This window comes from Pleomorphochaeta caudata (assembly GCF_055395745.1).
This window is the reverse complement of record NZ_AP042458.1, coordinates 2,110,963-2,131,882: the sequence shown is the minus strand read 5'-3', so window position 1 is coordinate 2,131,882 and position 20,920 is coordinate 2,110,963. Positions and strand designations below refer to the sequence as shown.

Genomic DNA, 20,920 nt, shown 5'->3' with positions numbered 1-20,920 from the left:
TTATCTCTTTAAAATATTCAAAAAAATCTATTAAACACCTAATAAATCTTGAGAAACAAATTTTAAATATTCTTCTATAGAATCTTTGTTAAGAGAATAATAAAATCTTTTATTCTCTCCTTGGCTAATTGTTAACAAATCTGCTTCAACCAACTTATTTATATGATAAGAAAGGGTTGCTGGTTTTAGGTTAAAATAATTAGCTAATTCTGTACTGTACCAAGTACGTTGAGATGTTAAACGCATTATTTCAAGACGTTTAGGATCCCCTAAACAAGAGAAGAATAAATTAGATTTACTTTTTGCTGATTGTTGAATAATTCTTGAATCAGTACCTGCTCCAATAATTATTAATCTACTATCCCAAGATGCTGAAACATCATTATCGGCAAAGAAAGAAAAATAATACGAAATAGATTCTAAATCTTTAAGAGCCCCTATTATGCTCTTTAATCCAAGAGTATATAGATAACTTTTTGCATCTTCAGCAAATTTTTGATTATGCCATTCTAATTTTTTCTTAATTAAATCTTCATAAGTTTTTTTACTTTCTTTAAAAATCTGATTATAAAATTGAGAATATGTAATTTTTAATCTAGCAAGAAAGTTTTCAGGGTCTTGGAGAACACTATATATAAACTCTGCTTCTTCCATATGGTTATGATCAGGGTGTAAGCCTTCATCAACTATAAGATTATAAATATTTTCAACTGATAACTCTGTTTTAATACCTCTAAAAAAATCTGAGATAATATCATTTTTTAAATCTTCAGCATTTAGAGAATCTAAATAATTTAAAAAATCATTTGTTGTTTGTATTTCTGGATTCTTATGAATTTTAATCAAGAAATAAAAAGTTATCATTATAGTTCTTTCACTTAATAATGCTATATCATTTAATAAAAAAGGAGAAACCTTTTTCTCATATTCTAAATACCATTGCTCTATTTCTTTTTGCTCTGGATAATCAGGATCTTTTTTTACTTTCCTTAAACCAAAACGAGTAAGAGCACATATAAAATCAATTGCTTCATTATAAATTATTTTCATATAACTATATTATCACAGTTTATTTTAATTGACAACATATATTAGATTTATATCAAACATATAATTAAAACAATTTTAAATTATTTCAAAAACATGATAAATAATATATTTTTAAAAGCTAATAAATTATTTAAAACAAATCTAACATAGCAAATATATATAATATAAAGAATTAATTAATAATATTTACTATAAATTCTTACTATATTTAATATATATTAGAAATATATCTAAAATAAATTAAAAAACTATTGACTTATATTAGAAATAAATCTAATATATACATACAATATAAATTAAAGGAGCAATGTTATGTTTGAATCATTTTACGACGTATCTATTATGGCAAAAGGTCATGCAGAAGAAATCGCAAGATCTTGCAAAAATTGCAAAAACAATATTAAAACTACTAATAAATATCAACGTTTATTAAATAGTGTTTTAATTTCACAAATTAATAATTTCTTTAATCCTAGCAAAACTAAATAATAAATAATTTGCCATAATTTTTATCATATTATTCACTTGCTAGGTTTTTGGAATCCTATTTTATTTTCTTACAGTATAAAATTTTGAATAATTAAAATTAGGCTTATATAATGATTTGCTATATATTGAGTTGGTGTTTTTAATTTATAGAATTGATTATAATTTATCGCACCAAAAATTACTCTACAATTTTAATTTTCACCTATATTACTTATTACAAATATAAAATTCACAATATTAAATGTTTAAAAAAAAGACGTGTACTAACTTTAATACACGTCTTAAATATCTAAAAAAGCATCTATTTTTTATAGGTTGGTGTATAACCATTAGAAGCTTCACGAACCGAATTATACATAGTATAAATTTGCTCATCAATTAAAACTATATTATATAATACTTTATAATAGTCTCTAGTTTCTTGAGTAATATTGATGTCCTCAAATAACTCTGGATACACTAATTTTGCCATCCACAATAATGTTATAGGGGTATCAACACCTGGTGTATAACTTCTATAACTACCTAAAGGTAATTTATAGACTTCATGATTTTTCACAGCTTTTACGTTACTCCAATCATCATTGGAAATTGAATTATTATATAAATCTTCTGGCATTGCTGGTGTAAAATTAGTAATAAAAATTAAATCAGGATTCCAAGCATAAACTTGTTCCATATTAATTAGTGCATTTGAGTTATCTAATTGGATTTCTTCAGCAATATTTTTTGCACCAACTGCATTTGCCCACCATTGTCCAAAGAAATGCTTACCAGATGTTATAATTTTTTTATCATCATAATTAAATAAAAATAAAACTGATTTTTTATCACTATCAGGGATACTGAAAACTCTCTCTTCAATAAGATTTTTAGTTTTTATACTATATTCATCTACTTTTTCACTTACACTTTTATGTGAAGGATATAATTGAGATAAAATATCTGTCCATTGTCTATAGGTTTTTAAAACATCATAATCCCACTTAACAGCTGAAATACCAATTGCTTTTAACCCCGCATTTCTAATCATCTCACCTTGAGCTTTTTTTGATGCATTATACAAAACTACATCTGGTTTGAGTAACATTAGCTCCTCTATATTTAAATCAGAGCCACTCATAAAAGATGTATCTGCATTTAAAATATTTGGATATAATTCTCCTAATAGCCCATTTTGAGCAGCACTCATACTTACTGGATGAATTCCCACCAATGTATCAGCACTATCTAAAAAAACCGTTAAGACTGAAGCTAATGGATAGATATCAGTTATTACAACCCTTTGGGGATTCATTTTAACTGTAGTACTATCACCATTATCATCAACTATACTTACCATTTGAGTTTTAGTATCCACATCTTTTATTTCAGTATTTCCTTGTGCAAAAATATTATTAAATACACAAGCCACTATAATTAGAAAAACAAATAGCTTCTTTTTCATAAATCAAACTCCCTTTTCCAAATGTCTCCTTTTTCACCAACAAGATTTGGAATATTATTTTTATAAATTCTGCCTGAAAAAGCAAAATGAGGTATTTCTATAAATTTTGTATCTTTTTGAACAATGTGTTTAAATAAGGGATCCCCTATTACAATCTGATAATCTTTTAGATGATTTTCTAAAGATTCTTCACCTTTTTCTAAAACATCATCATCATCCATAACATTAGCTATATCAGGTAATAGAGAAAAAATTGTGCCAGATTTTAATAAATTTTTTATAGCAGAGGAATAAATACTTTCACCTATTATGGCAATTTTTTTATCATTTTCGTTTTTAACTAAATCTAATTTATATCCTTTATTTAATAAAATTGATTCTCTTATAGCATTTGTTTGTGCTTCTCCAAAAGGAATTGCACAAAGATATGGAATATTAAACTCTTGATATAAATACTTAGCAACTTCAATTCCAACTGAAGAAATTACTAGATTAAAATCTGCAATATTAGAACTTTCCATATTTTTAGTTAAAGGTCCCATAGACCAAACACTGTTTACTTCAAATCCCATATTCATTACTGAATCAATAATTGATTGAATTACCTCATAATTTGGAAAATCCAATGGAGTTGCTCCAATTATATTTACTTTTTTAACTTTATTTTCTCTAGTTTTTCGCTCTTTTTTTACAAAATACTGTGCCCATTTTAATAAAGCTTTACTAGCCCCTGAGATATAACTATTCATTCCATTTGATTCAACAGCAAAAGTTGGTATATTTGTCTTTTTACCTATTATTCTTGCAATTGCATCTAAATCTTGATTCATCATATAAGGAATGGGCGTTGAAGCTAAAGCAATAAATTTTGGATTTTGCTCTAAAGCTGTTTGAACACAATCATTTATAAATTTACTCTCATCCCCTAGTATTGCTTCATATTCACTTAATCCAGATAAATAAACTCTACTTGGCATATCATACCATCTAGGTTCATCATGGGTATTGTATGTACTATTACAACCAGATGCATCATGCATAACACTCATACCATCTAATTCATATAGGGCTGAACAAACACCTGATGTGTCGCTAGTATATACAGATATTATTCGATTTGCTTCATTTAACATTTTTCACACCCCCAACCTTTTACTTGAATAATTGAGGAAACATCTTTTTCAACCTTAACAGCATCTATAATATCTCTTAATAGATTTTTAACTCCATCAAAGCCCCAATATGAGCCACCTTCAATTAAGTTTACAAAATTAGAAGTATTCTCATAATAAGCACACTTTTGCCCAATAGCTAATATCTTTTCACTTCTTTCTTTATGCAAAAATCTAGCTGAAGGGTGAGTTGGACTTGATAAAATCAAATCTGACTTTTTTTCTTTAAGGTATATAAAATCTTTTTTATCTAGGGCTGTTACTGAATCTAAATACACTTTTTCAACATTTAGATCCAAATCAATTAAAAATCTTGCTAGATTTAAAACTCTAGAAGTTGCACTATAATCTAAAACAATTTTCCAATTTTCTAATAACCTCTTAACTGTATTTGATAAAGTTTCAATTTCTGCTTCAATTTCACTAGTATCATATTCTTCAATACCTAAGAGATTACATAGATTTTGGTTTTGTTCTTTAATTTCAGATTTGGTGTAATTGATAGGAAAATAAAAATATTGCTTATCTAAAGTTGTAGCTAAAGCTTTACAACTTTTTTCTGCTGCGGGGTTTGTATATACTAAATACTTTGATTTAGCTAAATCTTGATATTCATTCCAATCTTTAGTAAGGGTAATATCTCTATATTTTATTTTAGCCTTATTTAAAACTTGTCTAAAATCTGAGGTTTCATCTAATTTATATACATTTCCTATCATAGAAATTGAGTTATCTTCTTCATCTGTTTTTTTAATTAAAGAATATAATTGCATTCTCATTTTTTCATCTGGTGTTATTCCACTCTTTCTTGTTATAGGAGTCATATAACAATCAGTGAAGTATATATCTTTAAACTTTTCTCTTAATTTTTTATAAACAAAATCTAAATCACACCCAGTAAAATAATGAATACAAGAAGTATATACTTCTATAGCTTTTGGTTTTTTATCTAGTCTATTTATAACATCACTAACACCATCAATGATTTGGTATTCCATATCTCCGTCAATTACATTTCTCTCTTGAATTACAACAGTAGAAAATCTTGATTCAAATCCAGCCTCATGAGCTGTTAATACAACACCTCGAATACAACCCTCAGCACAAACAAATATTTCATGACTTTCTGGCATTAAAAAACCTACATGTACAATATTCCAAACACCACGAGCAGGAGGAGCATATTGAAGACCTGAATAGAACAAGGTATTAAAATCTAATTGTGATATCTTATTACTACTTGTTGAAAAGTCTATTTTATGAAGATCTATCATGAGATATCTCCTAGACGAAGCTTTTCATTTTCTTCACAGATTTTTAAAACATTTTCTGCTAATTTATTATATTGATTTACAATATCAGCATTAGGATATAACTGAGATACAGTTTTTTCTTTTTCATCACTAGCTTGAACTTCTTTACTAAAATCTAAGACACCACATAAAGGAGCTTCAATATCTTCACATAATAAGGCTATTTTTTCTTCTTCATTTTTTACATTACGTCTATTTAATATAACACCACCTAATTTTGCATAACCTCTGTCTTTAAAATTATCTACAGCAAGAGCAATATTTCTTGCTGCATGCAAAGCCATATTCTCTCCACTTGTAACAATAAAAATATCATTTGCAAAACCATCTCTAATTGGCATAGAAAATCCACCACAAACCACATCTCCAAGCACATCATATACAACAATATCAATTTGCTTTTTTTCAAAGACTTGTTTTTTCTTTAATTCTTCAAGTGCTGCAACTATCCCTCTTCCTGCACAACCAAGCCCTGGAGGAGGTCCTCCTGCTTCACATAAATAAATATTATTAAAACCCTTTATAACTAAATCATCTAAAGAAACATTTGCTGCACCTTTTTCTCTTAATTGATCTAATATAGAAATCAGTTTTTTATCTTCTCTTAATAAAAGTGTAGAATCAGCTTTGGGATCACAGCCAACTTGTAAAACATTAAAGCCCATATTACTAAAGGCTACAGAAAGGTTTGAGGCTGTGGTACTCTTTCCAATTCCACCTTTTCCATAAATTGCTATTTTTATCATTTTATTTCTCCTTTTTTATCTATCTTTTTAAAATCACCTTTATCTACTACTATCTCGTAGTCTATAGTTCTTAATTTCTTATTTAAGGATTCCATATCGAGATTTTTTTTGCTTCTTAACTCCGCCATATCGTTATAGAGTTTATAATTTTGCCTTTCTTTCATCGGGGTTATGTTCACCATAATTACATTAGCTCCAGCTAGAATTGCATCTAATCTACCATCTTTTTTTATAGTATCCATTGCTGTAGTTGCTGGAATTAAAGCATTAGGTAAAAGAAGTCTTGTAAGGGCTATTAAATAAAGAGTTAAATTAAAATCTCCAATTGTTTGATCTTTAAATGGAGTTTGTGAGTGTGGAATAAAAGGCCCAATTCCAACCATTTCAGCCTTATAATCTCTTAGAAATATTAAATCATCCAATAAGCTTAAGTTATTTTGATAAGGAGATCCTATCATCATTCCTGCCCCACATTGGTATCCAATTTCTTTTAGATTTTTTAAACAGGTCATTCTATTATCAAATTTTTGAAAAAAAGGATGAAGTTTTTCATAATGATTTTTATTTGCACTCTCATGCCTTAATAAATATCTACTAGCTCCTGCTTCATACCAAGTTTTATAAGTTAAAGAATCTCTTTCTCCTAAGGATAAGGTAATTGCACAATCTTTATATTTTTCTTTTATAAGTTTTATAATTGTGAGTATGTGTTTATCAAAGGCAATATCTTCACCCCCTTGTAATACAAAGGTTCTAATTCCCATTTGATAAGAGGTTTCACAACTATTTAATATTTCATCAATAGTTAATCTATACCTTTTTACTTCATTATTTGATTTTCTAAGTCCACAATAGTAACAATCATTTCTACAGTAATTAGAAAATTCAATTATTCCTCTATAATAAATTTTATTATCAAAATATTTATTAGAGGTTATTTTTGCTAAATCCATAGCCTCTTTTAATAAAACTTGATCATAATTGTCTAATAAATATTTTAATTCATCATTATCTAAGTAATTTTCTATAAACAATTTGTTTAATAATTCTTTTGCTTTATCCATAACTACACCTTTGAATACCCTACTTTTATACTTACCTCATTTATCTTAGAAATTTCATCTAAAAGAGTTTCAATCTCAACTTTTGGTGCGTCAAGGACTAAAACAACTATATCAATATTTCTCTTTTTATAAGGCATTGCCATTTTTCCAATAATATATTCACCCTTTTCTAGGATGATTTTATTTACTAAAGCTAATTTTTCTTTTGTTTCAATAATTATTGATATTGTGGCTAATTTATTACTCTCATCAGCTTTTTCTACTTCAAAAGCTTTTATTGGATTTTTATTTAATACTTCGAGAGGAAGCACATCAGCATATACTTTATGATCAGTCTCAATATAATTAATGGATGTTTTAACATTAAAGGCACATACTAAATTTTTTTCAGTTACTATTTCTTTAGTATTTCCAAATATAGAATTACCACCATTTGATAAAATTAAGGATTTATTAGCTCTTTGAAGTGCATGAGATGGATAGTGAGTATTAAAAATTATAGCTATATTATTTTTAGAAAGATTTGATAAAACATCTAAAACAATAATTTGATTCTTAAAATCTAAGTTTGATTCAGGTTCATCTAAGATTATTAACTTAGGATTAGATATTAAGGCTCTTGCTATTAAAAATAATTGTAATTCTCCACCAGATATTTCATTCATCTTCCTATTTTCCATATGACTAATAGAGAGAGAATCCATAACCTCTTTTGCTCTTTTATAATCATTTTGAGATGGCGAATTAAAATAATTAATCTTACCAGCTAACCCTAAAAGTATAAACTCAATACCAGTTAAGGAACTTTTTTCAACATTTCTTGATTGGGGTACATAAGAGATATTATTCCAAAGTTCTCTAGTTTTATATTTATTTATAGGTTTATTATTTAAAAGAGAAATACCATCATTCCATTTCAAAAAACCTAACATACATCTAATAAGAGTAGTTTTCCCTATCCCATTAGGACCTAAAATTGCTAAAAGATCACCACTGTTAATTTTAAAGTTAATATTTTCAAAAACCTTTTTTTCTTCGTAATTAAATCCACCATTTTTAACTTCAAATATCATACACTCCACCCATTTGACCTTTTTAATAGCATTATGAAAAAAGGAGCTCCTATTATTGCAGTTAAAACAGATATAGGGATTTCACTAGCACTTAAACTTCTAGCAACTGTATCGATTACCACCATAAAAATTGCACCTAATGAAATGGATGCTGGTATTATTTTTGAATTATTACTTCCCCAAATCATTCTACATATATGAGGAATTAAAAGACCTACCCAACCAACTTGACCACACATACTAACTGCGGAGGATGTAATTATTGTTCCAAAGAATATACAAAGGCCTCTAAGTAAATATATATTTGTTCCTGTTGCCTTTGCTTCATCTTGAGTAATGGATAACATATTAAGTCTCCACCTAATTAAAAAAAGAACAATAACACCTAATATTATTGGAATAAGGCCATAGGTTAAAGTTTTAAAATTCGCATTTGCTAAACTACCCATAAGCCAATAAGAAATTGCTGGCAACTCAGTTTCAGCATCAGAGGTGTATTTTATTAAAGATATAAAAGCATTAAAGAGTGCTCCAATTATAATTCCTGACAAAATTATTGAAGTTTTATCCATAAATCCTTTTTTAGATCCAACAAAGAAAGTTAAAACTACAGCAGCAAGACCGAATATAAAAGCCATTATTTGCATAGAAAGAAGAGAAAAACCTAAAACAATCGATAATACAGCGCCAAGAGAAGCGCCACTTGCAACACCCAAAGTATCTGGAGTTGCTAAAGGATTACCAAATAAACTTTGAAAGGCAACACCTGAAACTGATAAGCCAGCACCTACACTTAATGCTAGAATAACTCTAGGTAATCTAATATTTAAAATTACCAAACTAGCTTGAGCATCAGATATAGATTTATTAAAAAGTATAGAAAAAGCATCATTAATGCTTATAGGATATCGACCAAAAGTTAGTGCAAAAAAGCCTACAACAATTGGCAATATTAAAAATGTTAACCAAGTTAACACATTAAATTGTTTTTTCATTTATATACTCCACCGATTGGTGGAATAAGACACCAATCTTATATCTTCAGGAAAAACCTTGAATATAGAATTATAAAAATTTCCTTGCAGTCAAGAAGAGTCTTTCTTGCGCGGATGTTATTAGGTTAACAAATAATCTGACTTTATTTAAGCTAAAATTTTAAAAAAAATTCAAATTTAATTTTCCATTAAGCAACAATTTATTACTAAATAACTATGTAATAAATAATTATTTATCTTTTTATCATCATAATTTTTATTTAAATAATGGTTTTATTATATTTATCATCTTTATGGGAAAATATTAGATATAACTATTGCTAATATAAAATTAATTAATAACCTAGCAAATATATATTTTTGATATTTTATTATTTATGTCTTAAGTTACATTTGTATATTTTTGAACTTTTCTCAAAATTTTTACATATTTTTTTAAAATATTTTTATAATTTTTATACATATGTAAATAATATGGTTATATTCCTACACAGACATTAACTAATATTATTAAATAATTAATAAAATAATTTAATTATTTATAATTATATATTCTCATTTTATGTGAACGATGTATAATATAAGCACTTAAAAGAACAATATTTATTAATTTGTGCAGAATAAATATAGTTTTAAGAAAATTTTTTAATAAAGGTATGGAGGCAAAAGTATGAATTCTCATCGAAATAGACGCGTATTAGTAATTATCGCCGCTTTAATATCTCTCATATCGCTTGTTGGATGTGAGATGTCACAACTTGACATGGAAAATAATCTAGTTAGCAAAGCAAAAAGCCCAGCTGCCCCCATTACTCCAGTTTTAGGACTTGGCGGTGATGTACTTAGCTTAGCAGAAGCAGATTATATCTTTGTTAGTCAAACCATTGACAATTACACTTTGGAGAACTCTCCTGAAGTAACATCTTCAATTTCTCCTATTGATCCATTCATTTTTTTAGATGCTAATTCAAATGTATTAGTTAATGACGAATCAGTTGAATATCAATATATAGACAATAGTGATAACGAAGTATCAGTATTTGGACCAGAGGGTGCAACTCAAGTTCAAATTGCTGAAGAAACCATTGTTTATCTATCCCAAGTAGTTACAACAGAAATGATAACTGGTTGGTATTCAGATAACTTTAATTTATGGGCTGGACAAGACAATTTAGCAGGATTTGTAAATATCAGCAATGACAATGAAAATTTCTACATTTTAATTGATACTAATGAGAGTGCTGATTTACAAGAAGTACATATCTATATGTACACTGATGCAAATAGCTTACCTGATAAACGCCCTGCTCCAGGCTTAGCACCATACACTGTAGAAAACATCTATGATGATTCTATAGTTGTCACAATTCCAATACCAGAGGCAATTGATCCAAATAATTTGGAAGATTTCTATTTCATAATCCATGCAGCATTAGTTGAAGATGCAGTTGGAGCAGAAGATGGAACTTCCTTAGCTGGAGAGACAGCTTACGCTGGTGGAGGAGAACCTGGATATTCTGGAAAAGGCGCATGGTTCTATGCAGTACAATTTAACTTAGTACCAGAAATTTCAGTATTTGTAGAAAAGACATATAGTACAGTTGTTAATCCAATAATTGTTGCTATTGAAATAGTAGATGACGGTGGAGATGATCCTGTAGTTAATCCTGGTGATGGCAGTGAAACTGCATTCGCTTACGATCCAAGTGCATTCACAACCTTCTTAGAACTTGGATATACCTCCAATGCAGTAAGATGGGGTTGGACTAATGGCCCTTATGGACCTGGTGTTTACCACTTAGATATTTGGGCTGGAGCAGGTCAAAACGACTTAAGTAAAGGTACTAAAGTTGGAACTTTAATATTTGATTATGATGGTTCACAAGCAATAGTAACTTATTTAATGGACCCAGGTAGTGAATTCTCACTAGCAGAAGTTCATATCTTTGTCGGCAACTCTCCATTACCACTTAAGAATGGCGAATATACATTAGCGCCTGGTCAATACCTAATTGTAGATGATACTCTAAATGGAGTTCCAATCTATCAAGGAATAATTACTGATCTATCAGGCCCTGTTTATCTTGTAGCTCATGCATCAGTACTTGGATTCTAAACAACGATGAATTAAACCTAATAATTTATTAGGCGATATTCCCCCCGGATATATAAACTATCCGGGGATTCTTTTTATATACTTATTTTATTTTTTATCATATAACAAATTAACAAAAAATTTTCACCCTATTCCCTCATAAAAAACTATTTTCATTTTTAAAAAATCAAACATGACATTTAAATTTTTTTTTATATTATAATCCTTTTATAGGACAAGACTTTTTTATTAATAGAGTACACTAACAAGAGATATAACCCTTTTCAACTTACAAAAATTAACATATGATTGATTTATCATCTTTTAGTTTTAAAGGAGAAAAAATGAAAATTAAAGAAATAATTAAGCGCAATGGAGATATTGAGTTTTATCAAAAAGATAAAATTCTTAATGCTATAGAAAAAGCCTTTATTGCAACTGATAATAAATATACTTCTAATGTATTAGATAATTTAACTTTAGAAGTAGAAAATAAAATTATTGAAAATAAGGTAGATCAAGTAGAAAAGATTCAAGATATAGTTGAAGAAACATTAATGGAACATAAATATTATAATGTTGCTAAAAGCTATATACTATATAGATCTAATCAAACAAAGAAAAGAGAAGATAGAAAATTAATCTCAAATGATATAAATGTTAATAACTTGGATAATACTTTAAAAGAAATTCAAGATACATTTGCTTTAGAACAATATAATTTAGGTCTTTTATATAATAAATATAAAGCATTTACCATAAATAACATGAAAGATAGTGATAAGTTAAATGCCCTCTTAAAAGCGAGTGTTGAATTAACTACTATTGAAGCTCCAAAATGGGAATTTATAGCTGCTAGAATCCTATATCTAATATTTAGTAACAATTATGAAAAATACAGAATTGAATTTGGATATAATAGTTTATATGAAAAAATAAGCCTCTTAACAGATATGGGGCTCTATGGCAAATATATACTAGAAAACTATAATAAGAATGAGATTGGTAAAGCTCAAGAATTTATTGATGAAAGCAGAAATCATCTCTTTACTTATAGTGGTTTAGATTTAATCTTAAAAAGATATGTTATTAAAACCTATGATCATAAAACTATTGAAACCCCTCAAGAGATGTATTTAGGGATTGCTCTTCATTTAGCTATGAATGAAAAAGACAATAGATTAGATTGGGTTAAAAACTTCTATGATATGCTAAGTCTACACAAAGTTACTATGGCTACCCCTACTATGAGTAATTCTAGAAAACCATACCATCAACTTTCTTCTTGTTTTATTGATACTGTTCCAGATTCTTTAGATGGAATTTATAGATCTTTAGACAACTTTGCTAAAGTTAGTAAGTTTGGTGGAGGAATGGGCTTATACTTTGGAAAAGTAAGAGCGGTAGGTTCTTCAATTAGAGAATTTAAAGGTGTATCTGGTGGTGTTATTAGATGGATAAAACTTGCAAACGATACTGCAGTTGCTGTTGATCAACTAGGGGTTAGACAAGGTGCAGTTGCTGTTTATCTAGATGCTTGGCACAAAGATTTACCTGAGTTCTTACAATTAAAAACTAACAATGGTGATGATAGAATGAAGGCTCATGATATTTTCCCTGCTGTCTGTTATCCAAATCTTTTCTGGGAAATGGTAGAAAAAGATATTAATGGAACTTGGAATTTAATGTGTCCTCATGAAATCTATAGTGTAAAAGGTTATCATCTTGAAGATTATTATGGAAAAGAATGGGAAGAAAAATATTTCAGCTGTGTTAATGATTCAAGAATTTCTAAAAGAACTATAATTGTTAAAGATCTTGTAAGACTAATATTAAAATCAGCAATTGAAAGTGGTGTTCCATTTACATTCAACAGAGATATAGTAAATGAAGCTAATCCAAATAAACATAAGGGTATGATTTATTGTTCTAATTTGTGCACTGAAATTGCTCAAAATATGAGTGAAATCGAATTTATAAAAAATGAGATTAAAGATGAAAATGGAGATACTATTGTTGTTCAAACAACAAAACCAGGGGACTTTGTAGTTTGTAACTTAGCATCCCTTGCCCTAGGTAATATTGACTGTGATAGTCCTGATGAGATTGATAAAACTGTTTGTACAGTTGTTAGAGCACTTGATAATGTTATTGATTTAAATATGTATCCTCTCCCCTATGCCAAAATCACAAACCAAAGATACAGATCTATTGGATTGGGTGTTAGTGGATACCATCATATGCTATCAAAACATCAACTTAGTTGGGAAAGTGAACAACATTTAGAATATGTTGATAAAGTTTTTGAAAATATAAACTACAGTGCTATTAAAGCTAGTATGAACATTAGTAAAGAAAAAGGCTCATACAAATACTTTAAAGATAGTGAATGGGATAGTGGAAAATACTTTGAAAGAAGAAACTATAATAGTGAAAGATGGCAGCATCTTAAAAAAGAAGTTCATGAAAATGGACTTAGAAACGCTTATCTATTAGCTATTGCACCAACTAGTAGCACTAGTATTTTAATAGGTACTACAGCTGGATTAGACCCAATTATGGATAAATTCTTTTTAGAAGAGAAAAAGAATATGATGATTCCTCGCCTAGCACCAGATTTAAATAAAGATACCTTCTGGTATTATAAAGGTGCTCATTTAATAGATCAAACTTGGAGTATGAAAGCTAGTGGAGTTAGACAAAGACACGTAGACCAAGCAATGAGTGTTAATATTTACATTAACAATGATATGACATTCAGAGGAGTATTAAACTTGTTTTTAGAAGCTTATAAAAATAAAGTTAAAACAATTTATTATGTAAGAAGTAAATCTTTAGAAGTAGAAGAATGTGCTTCCTGTAGTTCATAAAGGATAATAATATGGAAAATATAAAAATTACAAGAAAACCTCTATTTAATGAAAATGGGGATATAACTTTAGACAAAAGAAGAATGGTTGGTGGAAATACTACAAACCTAAATGATTTTAATAATATAAAATATAGCTGGGTAAATGATTGGTATAGACAAGCAATGAATAACTTCTGGGTTCCAGAAGAAATAAACATGAATACAGATGTTCAAGATTATAGACTTTTATCAAAAAATGAAAAAACAGCTTATGATAAGGTATTGAGTTTTTTAATCTTTTTAGACAGTGTTCAAACAGCTAATTTACCAAATATTAGCAATTATATTACTGCAAATGAAGTAAATCTATGTCTTACAATTCAAACCTTCCAAGAAGCGGTTCACTCACAAAGTTATGGTTACATGCTCGATACAATCTGTGCTCCTGATGAAAGACTTGAAATCTTATATCAATGGAAAGATGACCAATTACTTTTAAAAAGGAATAAATTTATTGGAGATTTATATAATGAATTCCAAGAATCTCCAAATCTTCAAAGCCTGGTTAAAACTATGGTAGCTAATTATATCTTAGAAGGAATTTATTTCTATTCTGGTTTTATGTTTTTTTATAACTTAGAAAGAAATAATAAAATGCCAGGGTCTGTTCAAGAGATTAGATATATAAACAGAGATGAAAACACTCACCTTTGGTTATTTAGATCAATTCTTTTAGAAATGCAAAAAGAAGAGCCTCAAATGTTTAATAGCGAGTTAATTGAAACCTATAGAGATATGATAAAAACAGCTTGCGAAATGGAAATTGAGTGGGGCCATTATGTAATTGGTGATGATATTATTGGCCTTAATAAGCAAATGATTGTTGATTACATCCAATATCTAGGAAACCTTAGATGTACCCAATTAGGTTTTAAAAAGATCTATGAAGGCCATGATGAAGAACCTGAATCCCTAAAATGGGTCAGCCAATATTCAAATGCAAACTTAATAAAAACTGACTTCTTTGAAGCTAGAAGCACAGCTTATGCAAAAAGTTCTGCTTTAATTGATGATTTATAGAATTAAATTATTATTACAACCCCCTTTTGTTTTATATAACTTAAGGGGTTATTTTATCTTTAAATAAAAGCATAACATAGATTTAAGTTTGTGATATAATAAAAGCATGATAAGAAAGTTACGATTTGAAGGATCTTGGTATCCTAGCGACAAGGAAGAACTTGAAAAACTTATTAAAGTTATTCCAAGTGACGATAATAAAGACTTATTTGGAGTTGTCCCTCATGCGGGGTTATATTACTCAAGTGAATTGATTAAATTATTTTTTAATAAGTTAAATCCAAATGTAAATAAAATTCTACTAATTACCCCATCCCATTATTATGCGCTTGATAATAATGTTGTTGGTGGTGGAAATATTGAATTATTTAAAACAAGTATTAAAGATATTGAGGGCTTTACAATCCCCTCATTATTAGAGCCTGGTTATGAACAAGTAACTATAGCAGAACATGCAGTTGAAATGATATTACCCTTTATAGCACAAAGAGATAATATAAAATTATGCTGTGCTCATATAAATAGATTTAACGATGTTGAAATAGCAAGTGATTATGCTAAAAAGATAATTAATGATATTGATGATAATACAGCAGTTATAGCAAGTAGCGATTTTACTCACTATGGAAATAATTTTAGATATACTCCATTTGGAGATAAAATCGATAATCAAGTATTAGAAAAAGTAACAACATACGATAGAGAAATTGCTAATGGATTTATCTCAGGAGATGGTAAAGATACTTATATAAAAGCTGTAATGGAAGATAGAGCTACAATTTGTGGAATAGCACCTATGCTTGTAGTAAGCGAAATAGCAAGACTTAAAAATATGAGTGGCAGAATTCTAGGACAATCAAATTCCTATGAAAAATCTTCATTCGATAATAATTTTGTTTCTTATTTATCTCTTGCTTGGAGGAAATAATAATGGATAATCTAGCAAAAAAAACTTTATTAAGTTTAGCTAAAAATACACTTGCAAAGAGTTTAAAGCTACCATATGAAGAAATTGATGCTTCAGCTTATGATGAAAAAGTTGGAGCTTTTGTAACATTAAAAAAACAAGGTGCCCTTAGAGGTTGTATTGGCTATATTTTTGGTATAAAACCCCTTTATCAAGAAATTCGAGATTTAGCATTAGAAGCAGCTTATGAAGATTATAGATTTATGCCTCTCACAAAAGAAGAATTTCCTTCAATAGAAATTGAAATATCTGTACTTACTGAACCAAGATTAATAAATGATTTATCTGAGTTTGTATTATCTAGAGATGGCATTATATTATCTGTATTAGGAAGAAAAGCTGTTTTCCTTCCACAAGTTGCTGATGAAACTGGTTGGAATAAAGAAGAATTATTATCAGCTTTATCAAATAAAGCAGGTTTAGATTCCAGTGCTTACAAAAGAGATGATGCTCAGTTTTTAACCTTTCAAGCTGAGGTGTTTTAATGATTTGTGATTTTTGTTATAGACATTGTGATATAAAAGAAGGACAAACAGGTTACTGTCGTATCAGAAAAGTTGAAAACAATAAACTAATCAGCACAAGCTATGGCTATCTTGATGCAATCGCAATTGATCCAGTAGAAAAAAAGCCTCTTTATCATTTTATGCCTGGAACAAAAACCTTATCTGTTGCAGAAGCTGGGTGTAATTATAGATGTGATTTCTGCCAAAATTGGCAACTCTCTCAAACAACAAAAACCAATAATGCTCAATATGTAAGTCCTAGTGAATTAGTAAATCTTGCAATAAAACATAATACCCCATCCCTCAGTTTCACTTATAGTGAACCAATAGTTTGGCAAGATTATGTTATTGATACATCTACTCTTGCTAAAAAAGCTGGATTAAAAACTATAATGGTAACAAATGGCAGTTTTTCTAATGAGTCATTAGAAAGATTATCACCAGTAATAGATGCTTTTAATATTGATCTCAAAGGAGATAGCGAATATTACAAAACAATCTGTAAAGGAAAGATTGAACCAGTACTAAATGGAATAAAGTATTTAATAAAAAAAGGGAACCATGTAGAAGTCACTACCCTTCTTATTGAAGGTATACACACAAAAGAGACTATCAAATATTTAGCTACTACTTTAAAAGAATATGGCACTCAAGTATGGCATCTTAGTAGATTCTTCCCAAATTATAAGATGAGTGATAAAAAATCAACAAGCGAAGAATTCCTAACCCAAATGATAAATATTGCAAATGAAGTTGGAATTCCATATGTCTATGGAGGAAACTCTTCAAGACCTTCTCCCACTATTTGCCCAAACTGCAAACATATCTTAATTCATAATCATTATGATTCTGAACTAACAAAGAGGGATATAAAAGAAAACTTGATAGAGGGGAAATGTAAATTTTGTAATAGCAAAATTTTAAAATGATTTTTTTTATTATCAAGTTAATTTATATAAAAAAAATAATTTGTATGTAAACAAATTATATGATATCATTTTATAATGCTATAAAAAAAAGGATGCTTTATTTTGGATAGAATAACTAAACAATTACTAAATGATTTTATTGAAACCCAAGAAATAAAAGAAATTGACGAATCAAAAAATTTTGAAAAATTTTGTAACTATACGATTATTTCAAATTATTATAACAAAACTTTTGATTTTAATAATATTACTATTGGGTCTGGGGGAGATACGGGAATAGACGGCGTAGCAATAATAATTAACGGAAATCTAATTGAAGATAATGAAGAAATAAATGAATTATTAAAACTTAATGGATCTATAGATTTAACATATATTTTTATTCAATCTAAAACTTCTTCTTCTTTCGATGTTTCTGAAATGAATACTTTTTATTTTGGAATAAATGATTTTTTTTCTGAAAAACCAAAACTGCCTAGAAATGAGGAATTAAAAAAATTCGCAGAAATATCTGAATACGCATTATCAAAAGCCTCTGATTTTAAAGAAAATCCAAAATGTATTTCATTTTATATTACTACTGGTGTATATAATAAAAATGACGCAAATGTCAAAGCAGTAGTCGATACAGCTTATGAAACATTGGAATCTTTAAAATATTTTGAAAAAATTGAACATAAAGTCCTAGGAGCTAATGAAATAGGAAAATTATACAGAAAAACAAAAAATCCTTTATCAGCCAATTTTATTTTTGCTAACAAAGTCACATTAACAGAAATAGAAGGTATAAATGAATCTTATTACGGAATTTTACCTTTATGTGAATTTAAAAAAATATTACTAGATGAAAACAACAACATTTTAGAAGTATTTGAAGATAATGTTAGAGATTTTCAAGGGAAAAATAACTCAGTAAATCAAAGTATTTCAGAAACGTTATCGAGTAAAAACCCAAGCTTATTTAGCGTTTTAAATAATGGAATAACTATAGTTGCAAATGAAATAAAGACCGCCGGAAATTCTTTCACAATTTCTGATTATCAAATAGTTAATGGTTGTCAAACAAGCAATGTTATACTCAATTATATAAATAAAGAAGAATTAGATGACCTTGGAATCCCTTTTAGACTAATAGTAACAAGCAATGAAGAAATTAAAGCAAAAATAACTATTTCTACAAATAATCAAACAGCAATTAAAAAAGAACAACTATCTGCAATGTCTAGTTTTCAAAAAAATTTAGAATACTATTACTCCTCCATTGAAGGTGAAGGAAAACTATATTATGAAAGAAGATCGAAACAATATAATACCGATAGAAATATAATAAAAAGGAAGATTATTACAATTCCAAATCAAATAAAGTCATTTTCCTCTATGGTAAACAAAAACCCTCATATGGTTACTACTTACTTTGGGTCTCTGGTAAAGAAACTTGGTAAAAGTGGATCAAAAATTTTTGAACAAGATCATCAATATGTAACTTATTATATGGCAGGGTTAGCTTATTATCGTTTAGATGCTTTATTTAATACTGGAATTATAGATAAAAAATATAAAAAAGTAAAATTTTATATTACTATGCTAGTTCCTATGATAGCCTCTACAGATGAAATTCCTCCCCTAAATAGCCAAAATAAGACAGAAAAGTTTTGTAAACCAATAATAAATAAGCTTAATAATAAAAATCAATGTGAACAAATTTTTAAAAAAGCTATAGAAATTATAGATAGATCTAATGCGGCAATTAGTGATAAACAAGCATTAAAATCTAAAAAAATGACAGAACAAATTTTATCGGCATATAATAATGAAAAAGTTTAATTTTTAATAAAAATTTTTAATATTTTTTATAAAATTAAGTATAATAATAAATCTTGAGGTTATTATATATATATGAAAGTTCTACATACTAGTGATTTGCACATTGGTAAAAATCTGCATAAGCATAGAATTAATTTTGCACATGAGCATTTATTTAATTATTTAATTGAAACAATTATTAAAGATGAAATAGATTTATTACTTATTTCTGGTGATATTTTCGATACATCTTATGTAAGTGTATCAAAACAAAAAGTCTTTTATGATTTTTTAGATAGATTATCAAAAATAAAAACGTTGAAAGATACTGTTATAATTAGTGGTAATCATGATTTACCATCAATGCTGGATTTAGCTACCCCATTTCTAGAATTGAGTAATATTCATATAATTACTTCAATTAATGTAGAGGATCAAATATTTACTTTAAAAGATAGAAACAATATTCCATACTGTAATATTGTAGCAATTCCTTTTTTAAGAGAAAAAGATATTAAACCTGATTTAGAATCAGACAATATTATCGATATCCAAAAAGAATTAGAAGCAGCTTTAATTAATCATTATAGAAATGTAGATGAATATATAGTTAATAATTTAGATTTAAATCTTCCAACTATTTCTTTAATGCATCTTTTTGCTACTGGAAGCACTAGTACAACAGAAATCGAAGGGGAGAAACATAGAGATATTTATGTTGGTAAATTAAAAACTATAAATGCTAATACTTTCCCCAAAAACATTGATTATTATGCTTTAGGACATATACATAAACCTCAAATAGTAAATAAGGATGAAAGAATTGTTTATTCTGGGTCCCCTATTGCTTTAAACTTTGGAGAAAAAACAGCAAAGCAAATTGTTAAATTAGATTTTAATAATAAAGAATTTACTAAAGAAAAAATACTATTACCTAAGTTTTTAAATCTAGAACAACTTGAAGCTGAAAATATTGATGATATTAAAAATCAATTAAACCAATTAGATAATGATATGAAAATTGATTATAAAGATGATCCAATTTATTTAGAGATAATTTATAAAAGTAAAAATATAGAGAGTTCAATAAATGAAATTATAGAAGATTATGTAAAAACATTAACTAATAATTTTAAAATTCTAGCAATCAGACTAGATACAAAAATTACAATTACTGAAACTCAGAATAAAAAAGTATCCTTAGATATGTTAAATCCAAAACAAATCTTTGATATGACATTTAAAGATACAGGTAAAGATAAACTATATATCGACGATGAAGAAGTTTATAAACTATTTGATCAAGTACTAGAAGAAGTTGAAGCTGAGGCTAAGTAAAT

17 protein-coding genes are annotated in these 20,920 nt (G+C 27.9%); 9 read left to right on the top strand and 8 right to left on the bottom strand.

Features of this window, described 5'->3' with window-relative positions; translation table 11 throughout:
• Positions 1-30: 30 nt before the first annotated feature.
• On the bottom strand, positions 31-1,050 hold the full coding sequence (locus ACZ5RS_RS09930; RefSeq protein ID WP_464634962.1) for an ArsR/SmtB family transcription factor: 1,020 nt from the start codon (positions 1,048-1,050) through the stop codon (positions 31-33).
• A 312-nt stretch (positions 1,051-1,362) separates the two neighbouring features.
• Here ACZ5RS_RS09930 and ACZ5RS_RS09925 point away from each other — a divergent pair, with 312 nt between their 5' ends.
• Positions 1,363-1,539 (top strand): hypothetical protein, encoded by a 177-nt coding sequence (locus ACZ5RS_RS09925; RefSeq protein ID WP_464634960.1) that lies wholly within the window; start codon positions 1,363-1,365, stop codon positions 1,537-1,539.
• 301 nt (positions 1,540-1,840) lie between these two features.
• Here ACZ5RS_RS09925 and ACZ5RS_RS09920 read toward each other — a convergent pair whose 3' ends face one another.
• From ACZ5RS_RS09920 to ACZ5RS_RS09890, 7 genes are read right to left on the bottom strand one after another with little or no spacing between them, the layout of a single operon-like run.
• Positions 1,841-2,986 (bottom strand): ABC transporter substrate-binding protein, encoded by a 1,146-nt coding sequence (locus ACZ5RS_RS09920; protein ID WP_464634958.1) that lies wholly within the window; start codon positions 2,984-2,986, stop codon positions 1,841-1,843.
• On the bottom strand, positions 2,983-4,119 hold the full coding sequence (locus ACZ5RS_RS09915; RefSeq protein WP_464634956.1) for a nitrogenase component 1: 1,137 nt from the start codon (positions 4,117-4,119) through the stop codon (positions 2,983-2,985). Before ACZ5RS_RS09915 ends, ACZ5RS_RS09920 begins: the two co-directional genes overlap by 4 nt.
• Positions 4,113-5,432, bottom strand: coding sequence for a nitrogenase component 1 (locus tag ACZ5RS_RS09910; protein WP_464634954.1), 1,320 nt, complete (start codon positions 5,430-5,432; stop codon positions 4,113-4,115). Before ACZ5RS_RS09910 ends, ACZ5RS_RS09915 begins: the two co-directional genes overlap by 7 nt.
• Positions 5,429-6,217: a nucleotide-binding protein gene (locus ACZ5RS_RS09905; protein WP_464634952.1), complete on the bottom strand. Its 789-nt coding sequence runs from the start codon at positions 6,215-6,217 to the stop codon at positions 5,429-5,431. Before ACZ5RS_RS09905 ends, ACZ5RS_RS09910 begins: the two co-directional genes overlap by 4 nt.
• Positions 6,214-7,281 (bottom strand): [FeFe] hydrogenase H-cluster radical SAM maturase HydE, encoded by a 1,068-nt coding sequence (gene hydE, locus ACZ5RS_RS09900; RefSeq protein WP_464634950.1) that lies wholly within the window; start codon positions 7,279-7,281, stop codon positions 6,214-6,216. Before hydE ends, ACZ5RS_RS09905 begins: the two co-directional genes overlap by 4 nt.
• Before the next feature lie 2 nt (positions 7,282-7,283).
• Complete coding sequence (locus ACZ5RS_RS09895) at positions 7,284-8,354, bottom strand: ATP-binding cassette domain-containing protein (protein ID WP_464634948.1); 1,071 nt, start codon at positions 8,352-8,354, stop codon at positions 7,284-7,286.
• The gene (locus ACZ5RS_RS09890) at positions 8,351-9,349 is read right to left on the bottom strand and encodes a FecCD family ABC transporter permease (RefSeq protein ID WP_464634946.1); all 999 of its coding nucleotides are present in this window, start codon (positions 9,347-9,349) and stop codon (positions 8,351-8,353) included. The genes ACZ5RS_RS09895 and ACZ5RS_RS09890 overlap by 4 nt, the downstream gene beginning before the upstream one ends.
• A 670-nt stretch (positions 9,350-10,019) precedes the next feature.
• Between ACZ5RS_RS09890 and ACZ5RS_RS09885 the strand changes: the two genes are divergently transcribed.
• The 8 genes from ACZ5RS_RS09885 to ACZ5RS_RS09850 all read left to right on the top strand — a co-directional run bounded on the left by ACZ5RS_RS09885 (position 10,020) and on the right by ACZ5RS_RS09850 (position 20,918).
• The gene (locus tag ACZ5RS_RS09885) at positions 10,020-11,465 is read left to right on the top strand and encodes a hypothetical protein (RefSeq protein WP_464634944.1); all 1,446 of its coding nucleotides are present in this window, start codon (positions 10,020-10,022) and stop codon (positions 11,463-11,465) included.
• Positions 11,466-11,788: 323 nt separating this feature from the next.
• Positions 11,789-14,314 (top strand): ribonucleoside-diphosphate reductase subunit alpha, encoded by a 2,526-nt coding sequence (locus tag ACZ5RS_RS09880; RefSeq protein ID WP_464634942.1) that lies wholly within the window; start codon positions 11,789-11,791, stop codon positions 14,312-14,314.
• An 11-nt stretch (positions 14,315-14,325) separates the two neighbouring features.
• On the top strand, positions 14,326-15,375 hold the full coding sequence (locus ACZ5RS_RS09875; protein ID WP_464634940.1) for a ribonucleotide-diphosphate reductase subunit beta: 1,050 nt from the start codon (positions 14,326-14,328) through the stop codon (positions 15,373-15,375).
• A gap of 106 nt (positions 15,376-15,481) precedes the next feature.
• A complete protein-coding gene (gene amrB, locus ACZ5RS_RS09870) occupies positions 15,482-16,303 on the top strand; it encodes an AmmeMemoRadiSam system protein B (protein ID WP_464634938.1) in 822 nt (273 codons plus the stop codon).
• Between the two features lie 2 nt (positions 16,304-16,305).
• A complete protein-coding gene (gene amrA / locus ACZ5RS_RS09865) occupies positions 16,306-16,827 on the top strand; it encodes an AmmeMemoRadiSam system protein A (RefSeq protein WP_464634936.1) in 522 nt (173 codons plus the stop codon).
• The gene (amrS, locus tag ACZ5RS_RS09860; RefSeq protein WP_464634934.1) at positions 16,827-17,777 is read left to right on the top strand and encodes an AmmeMemoRadiSam system radical SAM enzyme; all 951 of its coding nucleotides are present in this window, start codon (positions 16,827-16,829) and stop codon (positions 17,775-17,777) included. The genes amrA and amrS overlap by 1 nt, the downstream gene beginning before the upstream one ends.
• A 102-nt stretch (positions 17,778-17,879) precedes the next feature.
• Positions 17,880-19,601: an AIPR family protein gene (locus tag ACZ5RS_RS09855; RefSeq protein ID WP_464634933.1), complete on the top strand. Its 1,722-nt coding sequence runs from the start codon at positions 17,880-17,882 to the stop codon at positions 19,599-19,601.
• Positions 19,602-19,673: 72 nt separating this feature from the next.
• Positions 19,674-20,918 carry a metallophosphoesterase family protein gene (locus ACZ5RS_RS09850; protein ID WP_464634931.1) on the top strand — a complete coding sequence of 415 codons (1,245 nt, stop codon included), beginning with the start codon at positions 19,674-19,676 and terminating at the stop codon, positions 20,916-20,918.
• Positions 20,919-20,920: the final 2 nt, after the last annotated feature.